Here is a 19,100-nt window from a genome sequence, read left to right as displayed (position 1 = left end):
CGTCAAGCTGGGCTTTCTCGACAGTGGTTGAGACCACCTCATGTACGGGGCGGGGCTCATCGAGTACCGTCCTCCTCGGCGGAACCGCAGGATTCGTCGTCGGGGCTCGTCGGACGCGCAGGCCTCGTCGGACTCGTCGGACTCGTCCCAGGGCCCCGCGTCAGGGGCCCGTCCCCGGGGAGGCAGCCGTGCACCGGAACCGTGTGGCCCCCGCCGCCTCGGCCCGGGTGCCGCCCAGGCCCCAGGACGCTGGCGCCTGGCGGGAGTTCGGCGCCCGGCTGCGGCACTGGCGGCGCCGGGCCGGGCTCACCCAGGCGCAGCTGGGTGCCGGGATCGGCTACGACCACACCGCGGTCAGCAAGATCGAGCACGGCGCCCGCCGGGTCGCCCCGAAGGTCGCCGGTCGGATCGACGAACTCCTCGGTGCCAATGGAGAGTTGGTCGCTTCTTGTCTGCGCGCCGAGACCGCCGAGCTGCTCCTGCCGGCCCCCTTCACCCCCGGTCTGCTCCGGCCGCCCCTGCCCGGCGGCACACCGGACGGCCCCGCCCCCGGCGATCCGTCCCTGCTCGCACCGGCCGCGCTCGCACCGGCCAGGCTGCCGGACTACGGACTGCTCTGCCCGCTGCACGACGCCGAGGGATGCGAGGTGCCGCCGCCCGGCGAACTCGCCTCTCTGTACGCCGACTTCTGCGCCGCCGAGCCCGCCGTCGCCCCGCCGCTGGACGCCGTCACCGCGCACGCCCTGGCCGGGCTGCTCGCCGCCCAGCTGCGCGCCGCGGAGGCCGGCGCCCGCCCGGGGCTGGTCGCCGCCGTCGAACGCACCCTGGCGGTGGTGCTGGCCCGGCTGGCCGTCGCGCCCGCCGCCCAGCGCCGCCCGCTGGCCCGGCTGGCGGCCGAACACGCCCACGCGGCGGGCGCGTTGCGGATGCAGGGCGGTCGCAACGCCACCGCGATGGCCTGCTTCGACCGCGCCCTCACCTGGGCCGGACTGGCCGGCGACCGGGCCACCCAGGTGGGCACGCTCAGCGACCTCGGCATCCTGGCCCGGTTGGACGGTGATCCGGTGGCCGCGCTCGGCTACGCGCGGGAGATCGACCTGGTCGCCCCCGGGCGGCCGTGGGCCGGGGCGATGGGCCGGATCAGCCGGGCCCGCGCCCGGGCGCTGACCGGGGACGTACGCGGCACCGTGCGGCAGATCGGCCTGGCCCGGGCGGACGTGGAGCGGATCGGCGCCCGGGACGAAGCGGACGTGCCGTGGTTGTCCATCGCCTCGATGCGGCTGCGGGTGGAGTCCGCCGCGGCCGCCGCGCTGCGCGACCTCGCCGCCGCAGTGGACGATCCGCGGCTGGCCCGGCGGGCGCTGGCCGCCACCGAGACGGCGCTCGGCCTGCTCGCTCCGACCCAGCTGCCGTCCAGCCGCCTGCTGTTCACCGTCCGGGCCGCCGACTGCCACGTCTGCGCGCACGATCCGCGGACGGCCGTCGAACTGCTGGTGCCGGCGTTGGAGTCCGTCCCGGCGGCCGCCCTGCCCGCGCTGGTCGGCCACGAGCTGCGCGGTCTGCGGGATCGCCTCGCGGCCCACGAGCCGCAGGCGGCCCGGCGGTTGGCGGAGCTGGCCGGCCCCTGAGGCGGCCAGGTCCGGGCGGATCCCGAAAAGGGGGGGGCGCGGGTGGTGGGCCTTCCGAGCGTTCCTCCTGCCGCACTCCGGCGCCCCGTGGGCGCGGGTCGAACGCGCCTCATTCACGCCGCCCTTTCGTCAACTTCGTGTGCGCATCTTCCGCCGATCGGGTTATTCATGGCGTTAACACGTCGAATGACTGACCGTTCCAGTGGCTCCCGCTAGAGTCTTTGACGTTTCCATTCGTTGGTCCGCGAAGAACTAGGGGGAGCGTGCTGTCCGCCATCGCACGCCGGCTCGCCCATCCGCTGTTGCTCCTGGGGGTGCTGTGCACTGCCGTCGCGACACTGCACTTCCACTGGGCGCCCGACCGGGTCTCCCCGCTCGTGCTGATCGCCGTCATCTGCTACCTGGCGGCGCTGGAGCGGGTGATCCCCCACCGGGCCGACTGGCATCCGAATGGTCGTGAACTCCGCTGGTACGGGGTGTACTTCGTGCTGAGCATGCTCGGCGGCGGACTGGCCCAGGGGCTGGTGACCGCCCTGGTGGGGGTGGTCGGACCGAGCCGTCCGGCGCTGCCGTTCGCAGCGGAGATCCCGCTCGCCCTGTTGCTCGGCTCGCTCGGCGACTACCTGGTGCACCGCTGGTCGCACCGGAACCGCTGGCTCTGGCGACTGCACGGCGTGCACCACGTCCCGGACAAGGTGAACGTCGCCAACAACGGCGTGAACCACTTCCTGGACGTGCTGTTCGCACAGTCCGTGGTCCAACTCCTGCTGGCGATCATCGGATTCTCGGCGGATTCAGTGTTCGTGGTCGGAATATTCGTGATGGCGCAGGGGTATTTCGTTCACGCGAACATCGACGTCCGCATCGGCTGGCTCGGTCACGTCCTGGCCGGTCCGGAACTCCACCGCCTGCACCACAGCACCGACCTCGCCGAAGCCGGTCACTACGCCTCCGACCTGTCGCTGTGGGACCACGTCTTCGGGAGCTTCACCTGGCGGCCCGGACGGATCCCGGAGACCGTCGGTCTCACCGACCCGACCGCGTTCCCGGCCACCGGGGAGCTCGGCGCCACCCTGATGCACCCCTGGCGCCGGATGAAGACCACCGAGCAGTCCGTCTGACCCCTCGCCGGCCCGCCGGGCCGACAGCCGACCCGACGAGGCCCGCCGGGCCCCGAGTTCCCCACCCCCCACGCCACCCCGCCCGCGCCGCCCCGCCACCACCCTCGGAATGGACCATGACCACCTCGCCCTTCGCCGTGCCCTGCGAACGGATCGCGATCACCGGCATCGGCTGCCGCCTGCCGGGACACGCCAACGACCACCGGACCTACTGGCGCAACCTGATCGAGGGCCGGGACTGTCTCACCGACACCCCCGCCGACCGGTACGACACCGGCACCCTGGGCAGCCGGGACCGGGCCAAGCCGGGCCGGCTGATCGGCGGCCGGGGCGGCTACATCGACGGCTTCGACACCTTCGACCCGGCCTTCTTCGGGATCAGCCCGCGCGAGGCCGAACACATGGACCCGCAGCAGCGCAAGCTCCTGGAGGTGAGCTGGGAGGCGCTGGAGGACGGCGGGCTGCGCCCCGGGGAACTGGCCGGGCGGGACGTCGGCGTCTACATGGGCGCCTTCACCCTGGACTGGAAGATCCTCCAGTTCGCCGACCTCGACTTCGCCACCATCGCCGCGCACACCGCCACCGGCACCATGATGACGATGGTGTCCAACCGGATCTCGCACTGCTTCGACTTCCGCGGCCCCAGCGTCTCGATCGACACCGCCTGCAGCTCCTCCCTGGTCGCGGTCCACCTGGCCTGCCAGAGCCTGCTCCGCGGCGAGACCGAACTCGCCCTGGCCGGCGGTGCGCTGCTGCACATGGCGCCGCAGTACACGATCGCCGAGACCAAGGGCGGCTTCCTCTCCGCCGACGGCCGCTCGCGCGCCTTCGACGCCGCCGCGGACGGCTACGTCCGGGCTGAGGGGGTCGGCGTGGTGGTGCTCAAGCGGCTCGCCGACGCGCTGCGCGACGGGGACCAGGTGCACGCGGTGATCCTCGGCACCGGCGTCAACCAGGACGGCCGCACCAACGGCATCACCGTCCCCAGCGCGGATGCCCAGGCGGCCCTGATCGAGCGGGTCTGCGCCGGGGCCGGGGTGACGCCCGGCAGCCTGCAGTACGTCGAGGCGCACGGCACCTCCACCCCGGTCGGCGACCCGATCGAGGCGGCCGCGCTCGGCCGGGTGCTGGGCATCGGCCGCCGCGCGGGGGAGCGCTGCTACGTCGGCTCGGTGAAGACCAACATCGGGCACACCGAGGCCGCCGCCGGCGTCGCCGGGCTGATCAAGACCGCGCTGGCGCTCAAGCACCGCCGCATCCCGCCGCACCTCAACCTGGAGCGGCCCAATCCGACCATCGACCTGGCCGCGCTGCCCTTCGACATCCCGACCGCTCCCGTCGACTGGCCCGACCACCGGGGCCCGGCCCGGGCCGGCGTCAACTCCTTCGGCTTCGGCGGCACCAACGCCCACGTCCTGCTGGAGGAACCGCCGCCGCCCGCGCCCCTGGCCCCCGCGCCCCGGCCAGCCGTCACGGTGCTGCCGCTGAGCACCCGGGACGCCGCCGGACTGCCCGAACTCGCGGCCGCCGTACGGCAGGAGCTGGCCGACGGCGCCTGCCCGGCCGACCTCGGCCACACCCTGGCCCACCGCCGCCAGCACCTGTCCGAGCGGCTCGCGGTGGTGCACGCCGGACCGGCCGACCTGGCCGAGGCGCTGACCGCCGCGGCACGCGGCGAGGCCCACCCGAGAGTCGTCCAGGGCCGCGCCCTGGAGCCCGGAGATCGGCGCCTGGCCTGGGTGTTCACCGGCATGGGCCCGCAGTGGTGGGGGATGGGCCGGGGTCTGTACGAGAGCGAGCCGGTCTACCGGGAGGCCGTCCGGGCGGTGGACGCCGAGATCCGCGCCCAGGCCGGCTGGTCGCTGCTGACGGAACTCGGCCGCGACGAGGCCGACTCCAGGATGGCCGGGACCTGGCTCGCCCAGCCCGCCAACTTCGCCGTCCAGCTGGGCCTTTCGGCGCTCTGGCGGAGCCACGGGGTGCGCCCCGACGCGGTGGTGGGCCACAGCACCGGCGAGGTCGCCGCCTTCCACGAGGCCGGGGTCTACGACCTGGCCGACGCCGTCCGGGTGGTGCTCGCCCGCAGCGCACTCCAGCAGCGGCTTTCCGGGACGGGCTCGATGCTCGCCGTCGGCCTGCCGGAGGCCGAGGCGGAGCGCCGGATCCGCCCCTACCGTGACCTGGTCTCGCTCGGCGCCGTCAACAGTCCCTCCGCGGTGACCCTCGCCGGGGACACCGAGGCACTGCGCGAACTGGCCGGGGAGCTGGACCGGAAGGGCGTGTTCGCCCGCTTCCTCGACGTCGAAGTCCCCTACCACAGCGTGCGGATGGACCCGATCCGGGAGGAACTGCTCGCCGCCCTGGCCGGCATCAAGCCCCAGCAGGCGAAGCTGCCGCTCTACCTGACCGCCCGCGAGGGGCTCGCCCGGGGGCCGGAGCTGGACGCCGGCTACTGGTGGGGCAACGTCCGCAACCCGGTGCGCTTCCGGGCCGCCGTCGAGCGGATGGCCGAGGACGGCCACCGGCTGTTCCTGGAGGTCGGCCCGCACCCGGTGCTCGGGCACGCGATCCGCGAGTGCGCCGAGCGGGCGCACCCGCTGCCGTCGATCCGCCGGCAGCAGGACGAACCCGAGCGCATCGCCCGTACGCTCGCCGAACTCCACACCCTGGGCTTGGAGTTGAACTGGAACGCCCTGCACCCGGCCGGGCGCCCGGTGCCGCTGCCGAGCTACCCGTGGCGGCGCGAACGCTACTGGGTCGAGCCGAAGCCGGTCGAGCAGGTCCGGCTCGGACAGCTCGACCACCCGCTGCTCGGCCGCCGCACCACCGCCGCCCAGCCCACCTGGACCACCGCGCTCGACCCCGAGCGGCTGCCCTACCTGGACGACCACCGGATCGAGGGCCGGGCGGTCTTCCCCGCCGCCGGCTACCTGGAGATGGCCGCCCAGGCCGTCCGCGCCCTGACCGGCGGCACCGAGGTGGTGCTGGCCGAGATCGAACTGCACCGGGCGCTGTTCCTCTCCGACACCGAACCCGTCCCGGTCCAGCTCGGCTTCGCCCCCGAGGACGCCCGCTTCACCATCGCCGCCACCCCGGCCGGCGCCGAACCCGTCGTGCACGCCGGCGGCCGGGTCCGCACCGGCCAGCGCCGCTCCCACGGGCCCGCCCCCGACCTGGTCGCGCTGCGCGCCCGCGGGCAGCACCTCGACGGCCCCGACTGCTACCGGCGGCTGGCCGAGCGCGGCTACGACTACGGGCCCGCCTTCCGGGCCATCGCCGAGGTATGGGCCGGGCCCGGCGAGGCGCTCGCCCGGATCCGCCCCACCGACGGACTCGGCCCCGACGCGGCCGACCACCACCTGCACCCCGTCCTGCTCGACGCCTGCTTCCAGACCCTGCTCACCACCCGGCTGCACGAGCCCGAGGACGGCGGTGTCCGGCTGCCGGTCTCCATCGCGGAGGTCCGGCTCGACGCCATCGGCGACCAGCCGCTCTGGGTGCACGCCACCGTCACCCGGGACGGCGGCGGTGAACTCCTCGGCGACCTCGCCCTGTACGCCGAGGACGGCACCCCGCTCGGCCGGATCACCGGCTTCAAGGCCGCCGACGTCACCAAGGCGGCCGGCTCGGTGGGCCTGGCCACCATCGACGGCTGGCTCACCGAACTCGGCTGGCAGGACACCCCGGCCGCGCCCGCCGAGCAGCCGATCGGCGATCTGCTGCTGTTCGCCGACTCCGGCGGCCTCGCCGAGCGGCTGGCCGCCCTGGCCGCCGAGCGCGGCGCCCGCAGCCACCTCGTCCGGCCCGGCGCCGCCTACGCGCCCGGCGCCCAGGAGAGCACCGTACGGCCCGACTCCGCGGAGGACCTCCGGCAGCTGCTCGCCGACCTGGACCCCTGCTACCGGACCGTCGTCCACCTGTGGAACCTCGACCTGCCCGCCCTGGACGCCACCGACCCCGGGCGGCTCGACCGGCTCGCCACCCTCGGCGCCTACTCGCTGATCCCCCTCGCCCGGGCGCTGCCCGCCGCCCGCCCCGACGGCCGGCTACACATCGTCACCCGGGGCACCCAGGCCGTCCTCCCGGACGAGCCGGTCGAGCCGCTCGGCGCCCCCGCCTGGGGCATCGGCCGGGTGCTCTGGCAGCAGGAACTCGTCGCCCAGCGCGGCCGGTTGATCGACCTGGACCTCGCCGCCCCGGCCGCCGACCAGGCCGAGGCACTGCTCGCGGAACTCGTCGCCCCCGAGGACGCCGAACCGGAACTCGCCCTGCGGGCCGAGCGCCGGCTCGCCAGCCGGCTGCGCCCCGCCGAGGGCCTCACCCGGCCGCTGCCGCCGGTGCTGCGCCCCGACGGCAGCTACCTCGTCACCGGAGCCTTCGGCGCGCTCGGCCGGCTGCTCTGCCGCACCCTGGTGCGCCGCGGCGCCCGGCGCCTCGTCCTGGTCGGCCGCACCGCCCTGCCGCCGCGAACCGCATGGCACACCGTCGATCCGGCGAGCCCGGCCGGCGAACGGATCGCCTTCCTGCGCGAACTGGAGGAACTCGGCGCCGAACCGCTGCTCGCCGCCGTCGACGTCACCGACCGGAGCGCCCTGGCCGACTGGCTCGCCGACCACAGGCAGCGCCGGCTGCCGCGGATCCGCGGCGTGTTCCACCTCGCCGGACAGGTCAGGGACACCCTGCTGGCGCAGATGGACCGCCCCGCCTTCGACGCAGGGTACGCCCCCAAGGTCACCGGCGCCCACCTGCTGCACCGGCTGCTGGCCGACGAACCACTCGACCACTTCGTGCTGTTCGCCTCCGTCGCCTCGCTGCTCACCACCGCCGGGCAGACCAACTACGCGGCCGGCAACGCCTTCCTGGACGCCCTCGCCCACCACCGCCGGGCCGCCGGCCTGCCCGCACTCAGCCTGGACTGGGGCCCCTGGGCCACCGGCATGATCGAGGAACTCGGCCTGGTCGCCCACTACCGCGACGCCCGCGGCATGAGCTCGCTGCCGCCGGAGGCCGGCACCGCCGTGCTGGAACGTGTCCTCGGGCAGGACCGCGCCCAACTGCTGGTCGCCACCGTGGTCGACTGGCCGACCTTCCTCGCCTGGTACCCGACCCCGCCGCCGCTGGTCGCCGAGCTGGCCGCGAACGCCGCCGAGCAGGCCCCGGCGGAGAGCGGCGGCTTCCTGGACGGCTACCGCGCCGCCGACCCGCAGACCCGCCGAGCGCTGGTCACCGAACGGTTCACGGCGGCCGCCGCCGCCGTGCTGCGCACCGGCACCGAGCGGATCACCCCCGACACCCGGCTCGGCGCCCACGGCCTGGACTCGCTGCTCGCGATGGAGCTGCGCGCCCGGGTGCACGGCGAACTCGGCGTCGCACTGCCGGTGGTGGCACTGCTCAGCAACGGCAGCGTCGCCGACCTGGTCGAGCTGCTCACCGAGGGCCTGGCCGAGCGGCTCGCCGCCGAGGGCGGCCCGGAGCGGGCCGACGTCGAGCTGCACACCGACGCCTCGCGCTACCCGCTCACCCACAACCAGCAGGCGCTGTGGTTCCTGCGCCAGCTGCACCCGGACGGCTTCGCCTACAACATCGGCGGCGCCGTCGAGGTGCGCGCCGAACTCGACCCGGAGCTGGTGTTCGCCGCCTTCGCCTTCCTGGTTGCCCGGCACCCCGGCCTGCGCGCCGCCTTCACCGCCGAGGAGGGCCGCCCCGTCCAGCGGATCCGCAGCGAAGTCGTCGCCGACACCGGGCTGTTCGACGTCGAGGGCCGCCCCTGGGAGGAGATCCACGAGCTGATCGTCCGCGAGTACCGGCGGCCGTACGACCTCGCCGAGGACCCGCTGGTGCGGCTGCGGCTGTTCCGGCGCGGACCGGACCGCTGGGTGCTGATGAAGGCCGTCCACCACATCGTCTCGGACGCGATCTCCACCTTCACCTTCATCGAGGAGCTGTTCGAGGTCTACCAGGCGCTGCGCCTCGGCCGCACCCCCGAACTGCCCCCGGTGGCGGCCCGCTACCTGGACTTCCTCAACCACCAGAACCGCTTCCTGGCCGGGCCGCAGGCGCAGCGGATGCTCGACTACTGGCGTGGCCACCTGCCCGCCGTGATGCCCGTCCTCGCCCTGCCCACCGACAAGCCGCGCCCGGCGGTGCAGACCCACAACGGGGCCTCCGAGTTCTTCCAGCTGGACGGCGAACTGACAGCTCGCGTCCACGAGTTGGCGCGCGCGCACGGCGCCACCCCGTTCATGGTGCTGCTCAGCGCCTACTACCTGCTGCTGCACCGCTGGTCCGGGCAGCCGGACATCGTGGTCGGCAGCCCCGTCACCGGCCGCACCCAGGAGGAGTTCGGCTCCGTCTACGGCTACTTCGTCAACCCGCTGCCGCTGCACGTCAGCCTGGCCGGCGAGCCGACGGTGACCGAGCTGATCGCCCGGGTCCGGGAGAGCGTGCTCGGCGGGCTGGACAACCAGGAGTACCCGTTCCCACTGCTGGTCGAGCAGTTGGGCCTGCAGCACGACCCGAGCCGCTCCGCGGTGTTCCAGGCGATGTTCATCCTGCTCACCCACAAGGTCGCCGTGGAGCGCTTCGGGTACCACCTGGAGTACATCGAACTCCCCGAGGAGGAGGGGCAGTTCGACCTCACCCTGTCCGCCTACGAGGACCGCGCGGACGGTTGCTACCACTGCGTCCTCAAGTACAACTCCGACCTCTTCGAGCCCGGCACCGTCCGGCGCCTGGCCGCGCACTACCGCAACCTGCTGGACGCCATGACCCGGGCCGCCGAGGGCGAACCGGTCGGCCGGCTGCCGATCCTGGACCAGGCCGAACGGCGTCGCATCCTCGACGAGTTCAGCGGCGCCGGGCGGCGGATCGACCACGACGTGCCGCTGCCCGAGCTGATCGCCAAGGCCGCCGCCGAGCACCCGGAGGCCGTCGCGGTGGTCGCCCCCGGCCGGGACGCCGTCCGGCGGCTGAGCTACGGCGAGCTGGACCGCGCGTCCCAGCGGGCCGCTGCCCGGTTGCGCGGACTCGGCGTCGGCGAGGGCTCGGTGGTCGCGGTCTGCCTGGACAAGTCACCCGAGCTGATCACCACCCTGCTGGCGGTCTGGCGGGCCGGCGCCGCCTACCTGCCGCTCGACCCCGGCCACCCGGCCGACCGGCTGGCGTACCAGGTGGCCGACGCCGGGGCGGCCCTGGTCGTGGTGGACGAACGCCGTCCCCTCCCGGCCGAACTGCCCGCCCCGCTGGTCACCCTGGCCGAGCTGGACGGCCCCGCCGGCGGCGCCGGGCCGCTGCCCCCGGCCGACCCGGACCGGCCCGCGTACGTGATCCACACCTCGGGCTCCACCGGGCGCCCCAAGGCCGTCCGGGTCGACCACCGCAACCTGGCGGCCGCGACGGCCGGCTGGCGCGCCGAGTACCGGCTGGACACCGAGGCCCGGGTGCACCTCCAAATGGCCGGCAGCGCCTTCGACGTGTTCTCCGGCGACCTCGCCCGGGCGCTCGGCACCGGCGGCACCCTCGTCCTGGTCGACCGCGAACTGCTGTTCGAAACCGCCCGGTTGTACCGGGTGATGCGGGAAGAGGCCGTGGACTGCGGCGAGTTCGTGCCCGCCGTGGCCCGCGCCCTGCTGGCCCACTGCGAACGCTCCGGGCAGCGGCTGGACTTCCTGCGGCTACTGGTGGTCGGCTCCGACTCCTGGAAGGCCGCCGAGCACCGCCGACTGCGCGCCCTGTGCGGCCCGGGGACCAGGCTGGTCAACTCCTACGGCCTGACCGAGGCCACCGTGGACAGCAGCTACTACGAGGGCGGCGCCGAAGAGTTGGACCCCGGCCGGATGGTCCCGATCGGGCGCCCCTTCCCGAACAGCGAGCTGTACGTCCTGGACCGCTACGGCGAGCCCGTCCCGGTCGGGGTGCCCGGCGAACTGTGGATCGGCGGCGCGGGCGTCGCGGCCGGCTACCCCAACGACCCGGAACAGACCGAACGGCGCTTCCGGGAGCTCGACCTGGACGGCACCCCCCGGCGGTTCTACCGCACCGGCGACCTCGGCCACTGGGACACCGCCGGCACCGCGCACCTGCTCGGCCGGATCGACAACCAGGTCAAGGTGCGCGGCCACCGGATCGAACCCGGCGAGATCGAGACCCACCTGACCGCCCGGCCCGAACTCGCCGAAGCCTGCGTGACCGTCCGTCAGGACGCCTCGGGTGAGTCGGTGCTGGCCGCCTACCTGGTGCCCGCCGAGGGCGCCCGGCTGGACCGCCGCGAACTGCGTCGCCACCTCGCCGAACACCTGCCCACCGTGATGATCCCCTCCTACCTCACCGAACTGCCCGCCCTGCCGCTCACCCCGAACGGCAAGGTCGACCTCGCCGCCCTGCCCGAGCCCGAGGCCGACACCGGCGGCGCCCGGCACGAACCGCCGGTGACCCTCTACGAGACGCGGGTCGCCGAACACTGGCAGAAGCTGCTCGGCGTGGCCGAAGTCGGCCTCCAGCACGACTTCTTCGAGCTCGGCGGCAGCTCCATCCGGCTGATCGAGCTGATCCACCACCTGCAGACCGAGTTCAACATCAGCATCCCGGTCGGCCTGCTGTTCAAGGTCACCACCCTGCACGGGATGGCCCGCACCGTCGAGCAGATCATCACCGGCGAGGTGGCCGGCGGGCAGCCCCACCTGTGGTTCAACGCCGAGGCGCCGCAGGCCCGTACGGTGTTCTGCTTCCCGCCGGCCGGTGGGCACGGCCTGGTCTACCGCCAGCTCGCCGCCCACCTGCCCGGGCACCGGATCGCCGCCTTCAACTACCTGACCGGCGACGATAAGACCGCCCGCTACGCCGACCTGGTCGAGGCGCTGCACCCGGACGGGCCGTACCTGCTGCTCGGCTACTTGCTCGGCGGCAACCTCGCCTTCGAGGTGGCCAAGGAGCTGGAACGGCGAGGCCGCACCGTCGACGCGCTGCTGCTGGTGGACGCCTACCGGGTCCTGGACGCCTTCGACCTGGGCGCCGAGCACGTGGCCGTCTTCGAACGCGAACTCCGGGAGCACCTGCACCGCCACACCGGCTCCACGATCGTCGCCCAGGAGACGCTCCAACAGGCCCGGGACTACCTTGAGTTCTCCAGTCGCACGCCCAACTCCGGTACCGTCCGGGCCCGGTTGGACGTGGTCTGCGAGCGCGAGCGGCTCGGCCTCCACGCGGCCGGCGAACCGGGCTCCTGGCACGGCGCCTCCACCACCGGCACCGCCGTGCACCCCGGCCACGGCAGCCACGCCGAGATGCTGGACGGCGACTTCGCCGCCCGCAACGCCGAACTGGCCGCCGGGCTGCTGGCCGCCGACCTTCGGGCGGCCGACCTCCGGGTGGGAGGCTGCGCCGATGGCCGCGGCTGACCGCGGGCCGGACTGGTCCGCCCGGGAGCGGGCCACCGCCGGCCCGCCCCGGGTGATCGTGATCGGGGCCGGCCTGGCCGGCCTCGCCACCGGCTGCTACGCCCAGATGAGCGGGCTGGAGACCCGGATCTTCGAGAAGCACGTGCTGCCCGGCGGCTGCTGCACCGCGTGGTCCCGGCAGGGCTACCTGTTCGACTACTGCATCGACTGGCTGATCGGCACCGCCGAGGGCACCGGCGCCCACCAGGTCTGGCGCGAACTCGGTGCCCTGGACGGCAAGTCGGTGACCCATTTCGACACCTTCAACCGGGTCGTCGACGAACACGGCCGGGCCGTCACCTTCCACACCGACCCGGACCGGCTGGAGGCCCACCTACTGGCCCTCGCCCCCGGCGACGCCGCGCCGATCCGGGCCTTCTGCCGGGACCTCCGCCGCTTCGCCGCGATCGACCTGCCCTGGGACCTCACTCCGCCGCCGCTGCGGACCGCCGCCGAACGGCTGCGCACCCTGCGCGGCCTGCTGCCCGCCTTCCGGCTGTTCTGGCGCACCGCGACCACCCCGATGAGCGGCTTCGCCGAGCGCTTCCAGGACCCCCTGCTGCGCCGGGCCTTCCCCACGATGTTCCTCCAGGAGCCGGCCGGCTTCCCGCTGCTGCCCTACCTGTACACCCTGGCCGCCGCCCACACCGGCAACGCGGGCTTCCCGCAGGGCGGTTCGCTCGGGCTGGCCCGCTCGGTGGAGGAGCGCTACACCTCGCTCGGCGGGATGATCGGCTACCGCTGCCGGGTGGACCGGATCCTGGTCGAGGACGGGCGTGCCGTCGGCGTCGAACTGCGCGACGGAACACGGCACTTCGCCGACCACGTGGTGGCCGCCTGCGACGGCCCGACGGTGCTCGACCGGCTGCTGCGCGGCCGCTACTCCAGCCCCGCCACCGACCGGCTGTACGGCGAACTGCTGGACAAGCCCGGCAACCTCTACCCGGCGGTGGTCTCCGCCTTCGTCGGCGTGGACGGCCCGCTGCCGGCCGGCGAACCGCACAGCACCACCTACCTGCTGACGCCCGAGGACGCCGCCCGGCTGCCCGGCTCGCTCCAGCAGAGCCTGGTGGTTCAGCTGCGGTCGAACTACTCGGACGGCTTCGCGCCACCCGGCAAGTCGGTGCTGCACTGTACCTACTTCAGCGACTACCGCTCCTGGAAGGAGCTGCGGATCCGCGACCGCAGGGCCTACCGGGCGCGCAAGCAGCAAGTCGCCGGATTCGTCCGGGAGTTCCTGGAGCGTACCCACCCCGGGCTCGGCGCCAGGATCGAACTGGTCGACATCGCCTCGCCGGTGACCACCGAGCGGTTCACCGGCAACACCTACGGCAGCATCCTCGCCTGGCAGGCGTTCTCCGAGGCCGAGGACGCCGCCAACCGGCTGGTCAACCGGGACCGGATGCGGCTGCCCGGCCTCAACGGCTTCTCGATGGCCGGTCAGTGGGCCTCGCTGGGCGGCCTGATCCGGGCCGCCACCAGCGGACGGTACGCCGCCCAGTACCTCTGCCGGGAACTCGGCCGGCCGTTCCGGGCCTGGCCCAGCGACAACCGGGAGCCCTGGCACCCGGGCAAGTGGGGCCCGCTGCCGCAACTCGACGCGGCCACCATGGGAGTACCCGAATGAGTCCCAGGCAGTCCATGATCATCATCGGCGGCGGCCTCGGCGGCCTGTCCACCGGCTGCTACGCGCAGATGAACGGCTACCGCACCCGCGTCCTGGAGATGCACGAGCTGCCCGGCGGCTGCTGCACCGCCTGGGACCGCGGCGAGTTCACCTTCGACTGCTGCATCAGCTGGCTGCTGGGCAGCGGTCCCGGCAACGAGATGCACCGGATCTGGCTGGAGCTCGGCGCGCTGCAGGGCAAGCGGATGCGCAACTTCGACGTCTTCAACGTGGTGCGCACCCGGGACGGCCGGGCAGTCCACTTCTACTCCGACCCGGACCGGCTGGAGGCCCACCTGCTGGACCTCGCCCCCGAGGACGCCCGGCAGATCCGGCAGTTCTGCGCCGGACTGCGCACGTTCCGCCTAGCGCTGGCCCGCTATCCGTTCCTCAAGCCGGTCGGCCTGATGGGCCGGTGGGAGCGCTGGCGGATGCTCGCCTCCTTCCTGCCGTACTTCAACGTGATCCGGCGCTCGATCTCGGTGCTGATGAGCGACTACTCGGCCCGCTTCCGCAGCCCGCTGCTGCGCGAGGCGTTCAACTTCGTGCTGTACGAGAAGCACCCCAACTTCCCGGTGCTGCCGACGTACTTCCAACTCGCCTCGCACGCCGGGCAGTCCGCCGGAGTACCGGAGGGCGGCTCGCTCGGGCTGGCCCGCTCGATCGAGCAGCGCTACCGGCGGCTCGGCGGCGAGATCGACTACAACACCAAGGTGACCGAGATCCTGGTCGAGCGGGACACCGCCGTCGGGGTGCGGCTGAGCGACGGGCGCGAGCTGCGCGCGGACATCGTGGTGGCCGCCTGCGACGGCCGCACCACGATGCTGGACCTGCTCAAGGGCCGCTACCTGACCGACACCTACCGTCGGCTCTACACCCGGACACTGACCGAGCCGGGCATGGTCTTCCCCGGCTACCTGACCGTCTTCCTCGGCCTGCGCACGCCCTTCCCGGCCGGCGACCCGTGCACCACCTACCTGCTGGAGGACGAGTTCGCGGCGCGGCTCACCGGCATCCGGCACCCCAGCATCAACATCCAGTTCCGCAGCCGGCACTACCCCGAGCTGTCGCCCGCCGGGACCACCGTCGTCTACGCCAGCTACTTCTGCGACATCGCCCCCTGGCGGGCGCTGAGCACCGGCCCCGAGCAGGCGCCCCGGCTGCGGCGCGGCGAGGAACTGCACACCCTGCCGGTCGGCCGGGGCAGGGAGTACCAGCGGGAGAAGCGCCGGGTCCGCGACGCCGTCATCGAGTTCCTGGACGGCCACCACCCCGGGCTGCGGGACGCGGTGGCCGTCAAGGACGTCTCCACCCCGCTCACCCAGGTCCGCTACACCGGCAACTACGACGGCACGGTGCTCGGTTGGCAGCCCTTCGTGGAGAGCGGGGAGACCCTGGAGGAGGAGATCAGGCGCAACGGCCCGGGGCTGCCGGGCCTGGCCAACTTCTACCTCTCCGGAGTCTGGGCGACCACTGGCGGCCTGATCCGCGCGGCCGCCGCCGGCCGCCACGTCGTGCAGTTCATCTGCCGCGACGACGCCCGGCCGTTCACCGCCGAGGTGGACGACCACGCGCCGCCGCCCACCCTGATCACCGACCCGGTCGGGCCCGACGACCGGCAGTTTGGAGTCACGTCTTGAGCCAGCCCCTGCCGACTGCCGAGAAGGTGCGGATCGAGAAGTGGGTCGTCCGCGCGCACGTCGACGGCGTACCGGACGTGCACCGGATGTACCAGAAGGTCGTGGAGGAGGTGGACGTCCGGCTCGCCGACGACGAGATGCTGCTGCGCACCCGGTGGGTGTCGGTGGACCCGTACCTCCAGGGCATCGCGCTGGACACCCCGGTCGGCGACCACATGGGCGCCGACTCGATCATGGAGGTGGTGCGGGCCGGGCCGGCCGCACGGTTCGCGGTCGGCGACCTGGTCCAGGGCTTCGGCGGCTGGCGCAGCCATGTGATCGGCAACGGCGCACCCGCACCCTGGCAGACCGGCACCTTCCCGATGGTCTTCCCGGCCTACCGCCGGCTGGACCGCGCGGACTACGACGAGCAGCTGCCGATCACCACCGCGCTCGGCGTGCTGGGCGGGCCCGGGATGACGGCCTGGGGCACGGTGGAGAAGTTCCTGGACGTGCGGCCCGGGCTGACGGTGCTGGTCAGCGGGGCCAGCGGCGCCGTCGGCTCGGTGGTCGGCCAGCTCTGCCGGCACCGGGGCGCCCGGGTGATCGGCACCACGGCGACGCCGGCGAAGGCCGAGCGGCTGCGTGAGCTGGGCTTCGACGCGGTGCTGGAGTACCGGGACGGCGACGACCCGGAGCGGCTGGCGAAGGAGCTGGCCGGGCTCGCCCCGGACGGCGTCGACCGCTACTTCGACAGCCTGGGCGGGGCGCTCACCGACGCGGTCTTCGGGATGCTCGCGGTGGACAGCCGGGTGGCGGTCTGCTGGCAGTGGGGCAGCCAGGTCGGCGGCGAGTGGACGGGGCCGCGGCTGCTACCGATGATCATGTTCCCGCGCACCGTGGTCCGCGGGATCTTCTCGCTGGAGTGGTTCACCGAGGAGAACTGGGCCGCGCTGCGGCGGGACCTCGGGGCGCTGGTCCGAAGCGGGGACCTGAGGTACCAGCAGACCGTCCACCAGGGCTTCGACAGCATCCCGGCGGCCTACCGCAGCCTCTACGTCGACCGTTCGGCGAACCGGGGGAAGGTGCTGGTCGAGCTGTGAACGGGGGTTGCGGACAGAGCTGCGGACGGGGCTCCGACGAGCCGTGAACGGCGGTGCGGCCTGACGGTGCTTCGCTGTAGTGGTTGACTAGTGTTCTAGTGGAGCATAACAATTCACGGGTACTCAGCATCCGCAGGGATCGAGGAGATGCCCCGTGATCGAATTCCACGTGGACCGGAGCGACAGCGTCCCGGCCTACGCGCAGCTCGTCCGCCAGGTGCGGGAGGCGCTCAGGCTGGGCGTGCTCAAGTCCGGCGACCGCCTCCCCGCCGTCCGGGACGTCGTCGTCTCGTGCACGGTCAACGCCAACACCGTGCTCAAGGCCTACAAGGAACTGGAGCACGCCGGCCTGGTCGAGGCCCGGCAGGGCTCCGGCACCTTCGTCACCGGCTCGCTCGGCGCCGTCGAACCGCACGACATGGCGCGGCTGCGCACCGGGCTGGCCCGCTGGGTCGGCGAGGCCCGGCGGGCCGGGCTGGAGGACGAGGACGTCAAGGCCCTGGTCACCGCGGTGCTCTCGGAGGAGCGGGCCGCCGCCGAGCGCGGCGAGTGGCACGGAGCGCGGGCGTGATCACCACCGAGCCCGGGCTCGAGGTGAGCGGGCTGACCAAGACCTACCGCGGTGCCACCGCCCTCGACGACTGCACTTTCACCCTCCCGGCGGGCGGGGTGATCGCCCTGGTCGGCGCGAACGGCGCCGGCAAGTCGACCCTGATGGGGATCGTCGGCGGGATGGTGCGGCCCACCGCCGGGGAGTACCGGGTGGGCGGCCGGGTCGTGCTGCTCGCCCAGGACAAGCCGCTCTACCGCAGCTTCAGCGTCGCCGACATGCTGAACTTCGGCCGCCACACCAATCTGGTCTGGGACCAGCGGCGCTCGCTCGCCTGGCTGGAGCGGTTCGACATCCCGCTCGACCGGCGCTGTGACAAACTCTCCGGCGGACAGCAGGCCCAGGTCGCGCTCGCCGTCGCGCTCGGCGCCTGCCCCTCTCTGCTCCTGCTGGACGAGCCGCTGGCCAACCTGGACCCGGTCGCCCGCAAGGCCGTCACCGGCGAACTGCTCGGCGAGGTCGCCGAGACCGGGATGACGGTGCTGCTCTCCACCCACGTGGTCGCCGAACTCGCCGGCGTGGGCGACCACCTGCTGCTGCTCTCGCACGGCCGCGACATCCTCAACGGCGACACCGACGACCTGCTCGGCCAGCACCTGCGGCTGACCGGCCCGCGCTCCGACCGCCCGCCGGTCGAGGGGGAGGTCGTCCACGAGACCCACACCGCCAGACAGTCCACCTTCACGGTGCGCACCCTGCTCGGCGCGGCCACCCCGCTGGACGCCCCCGGCTGGACGGCCCACCCCGTCACCCTGGAGGACATCGTGCTCGCGTACCTCAAGACCTCGCTCGGGGGGACCGGACTGTGAGTACGACCATCACCCCGGCGCCGGCCGCCGACACCAGGCCCGCCCCGGCCCCGCGCGGACACCTGTGGCGCGGCCTGCTCTGGCTCACCTGGCGCCAGCACCGGGCGGCGCTGATCTCCTTCGCCGCGCTCGCCGTCGTGCTGCTGGGCTGGATGGCCGTCAACGCGGCCGAACTGCGGAGCGCGATCGACCTGTGCCACGGGCCGGGTTGCGCCAAGGCCGTCGCGGACGACCGGACCGCCCGGATCAAGGACGCCGTCGACATCGCCGGCTACCAGCTCAACCTGGTGGTCTTCCTGCCGGCCATGATCGGGACCTTCCTCGGGGTGCCGCTGCTGGCCAAGGAGTACGAGCAGCGCACCTTGCTGCTCGCCTGGTCCCAGGACATCAGCCCGCAGCGCTGGCTGCTCGGCAAGCTCGCCGTGCTCGGCACCTTCGTTGCGGCGCTGTCCGCGGGGCTCGCCGTCGAGTGCCTGCACGTCGCCCAGCTCGTCCACCTCGGCGACCGGCGCAGCCTGTTCGAGGGGACGCTCTTCCAAGCCGGCGGCTGGATGCCGCTCACCCTCGGCCTGGCCTGGGGGATGTTCGGGGTCGCGGCGGGTGCGGCGCTGCGCCGGCTGCTGCCCGCCTTCGCGGTGGTGCTCGGCGTCTTCGGCCTGCGCACCTGGGTGCTGGAGCAGGTGCGGCCGCACCTGTTCAGCCCGCTCACCCGGGTGCTTCCGCTCGGGCCGGACCGTTCCGCCGGCGCCGATCCGCTGGCGCCGGTGCCCGACGAACTCCTGCTGGACGGCGGCAAGTCGCCCTTCGTGGACGCGGCCGGGCACGCCCACGCCTACCACGACGTGATGGCCCAGTACTGCGGCAGCATCCCGGACGGGCGCGGCGACGCCTTCTTCTCCTGCCTCAAGCAGCAAGGGCTGGTCGGCATCCAGCAGAGCTACCAGCCGGCCGGTCGGCTGGGGACCTTCCACCTGATCGAGAACGGGCTGAACCTCACGGTGTTCGCGGTCTCGCTGGCCCTCGCCTGGTGGCTGGTGCGACGGGGGCGGACGACGGTGTAGAGGCGGGGCGTGGAGGGGCCCCTCGGCCTGGCGGGGCCGAGGGGCCGGT

At 73.6% G+C, this 19,100-nt stretch carries 9 protein-coding genes; all 9 read left to right on the top strand.

Annotated features, from left to right (window positions below):
* Positions 1-188 precede the first annotated feature (188 nt).
* The 9 genes from ACZ7BZ_RS12035 to ACZ7BZ_RS11995 all read left to right on the top strand — a co-directional run bounded on the left by ACZ7BZ_RS12035 (position 189) and on the right by ACZ7BZ_RS11995 (position 19,051).
* On the top strand, positions 189-1,628 hold the full coding sequence (locus ACZ7BZ_RS12035; RefSeq protein WP_470358260.1) for a helix-turn-helix domain-containing protein: 1,440 nt from the start codon (positions 189-191) through the stop codon (positions 1,626-1,628).
* A gap of 221 nt (positions 1,629-1,849) precedes the next feature.
* A complete protein-coding gene (locus tag ACZ7BZ_RS12030) occupies positions 1,850-2,749 on the top strand; it encodes a sterol desaturase family protein (RefSeq protein WP_470358259.1) in 900 nt (299 codons plus the stop codon).
* Positions 2,750-2,865: 116 nt separating this feature from the next.
* The gene (locus tag ACZ7BZ_RS12025) at positions 2,866-12,144 is read left to right on the top strand and encodes a non-ribosomal peptide synthetase/type I polyketide synthase (RefSeq protein WP_470358258.1); all 9,279 of its coding nucleotides are present in this window, start codon (positions 2,866-2,868) and stop codon (positions 12,142-12,144) included.
* Entirely contained in the window at positions 12,131-13,810 is a 1,680-nt protein-coding gene (locus ACZ7BZ_RS12020; RefSeq protein ID WP_470358257.1) for a phytoene desaturase family protein, read from the top strand. The genes ACZ7BZ_RS12025 and ACZ7BZ_RS12020 overlap by 14 nt, the downstream gene beginning before the upstream one ends.
* Complete coding sequence (locus tag ACZ7BZ_RS12015; protein WP_470358256.1) at positions 13,807-15,489, top strand: phytoene desaturase family protein; 1,683 nt, start codon at positions 13,807-13,809, stop codon at positions 15,487-15,489. The genes ACZ7BZ_RS12020 and ACZ7BZ_RS12015 overlap by 4 nt, the downstream gene beginning before the upstream one ends.
* Before the next feature lie 26 nt (positions 15,490-15,515).
* Complete coding sequence (locus ACZ7BZ_RS12010; RefSeq protein ID WP_470358279.1) at positions 15,516-16,571, top strand: MDR family NADP-dependent oxidoreductase; 1,056 nt, start codon at positions 15,516-15,518, stop codon at positions 16,569-16,571.
* A gap of 154 nt (positions 16,572-16,725) precedes the next feature.
* Entirely contained in the window at positions 16,726-17,142 is a 417-nt protein-coding gene (locus tag ACZ7BZ_RS12005; RefSeq protein ID WP_470358255.1) for a GntR family transcriptional regulator, read from the top strand.
* Positions 17,139-17,990 (top strand): ABC transporter ATP-binding protein, encoded by an 852-nt coding sequence (locus tag ACZ7BZ_RS12000; RefSeq protein WP_470358254.1) that lies wholly within the window; start codon positions 17,139-17,141, stop codon positions 17,988-17,990. Before ACZ7BZ_RS12005 ends, ACZ7BZ_RS12000 begins: the two co-directional genes overlap by 4 nt.
* Positions 17,987-19,051 (top strand): hypothetical protein, encoded by a 1,065-nt coding sequence (locus ACZ7BZ_RS11995; RefSeq protein ID WP_470358253.1) that lies wholly within the window; start codon positions 17,987-17,989, stop codon positions 19,049-19,051. The genes ACZ7BZ_RS12000 and ACZ7BZ_RS11995 overlap by 4 nt, the downstream gene beginning before the upstream one ends.
* Positions 19,052-19,100: the final 49 nt, after the last annotated feature.

The organism is Kitasatospora sp. NPDC036934 (assembly GCF_055608425.1).
Note: the sequence above shows the minus strand (reverse complement) of the source record. Positions and strands in the feature narration are given on the sequence as shown.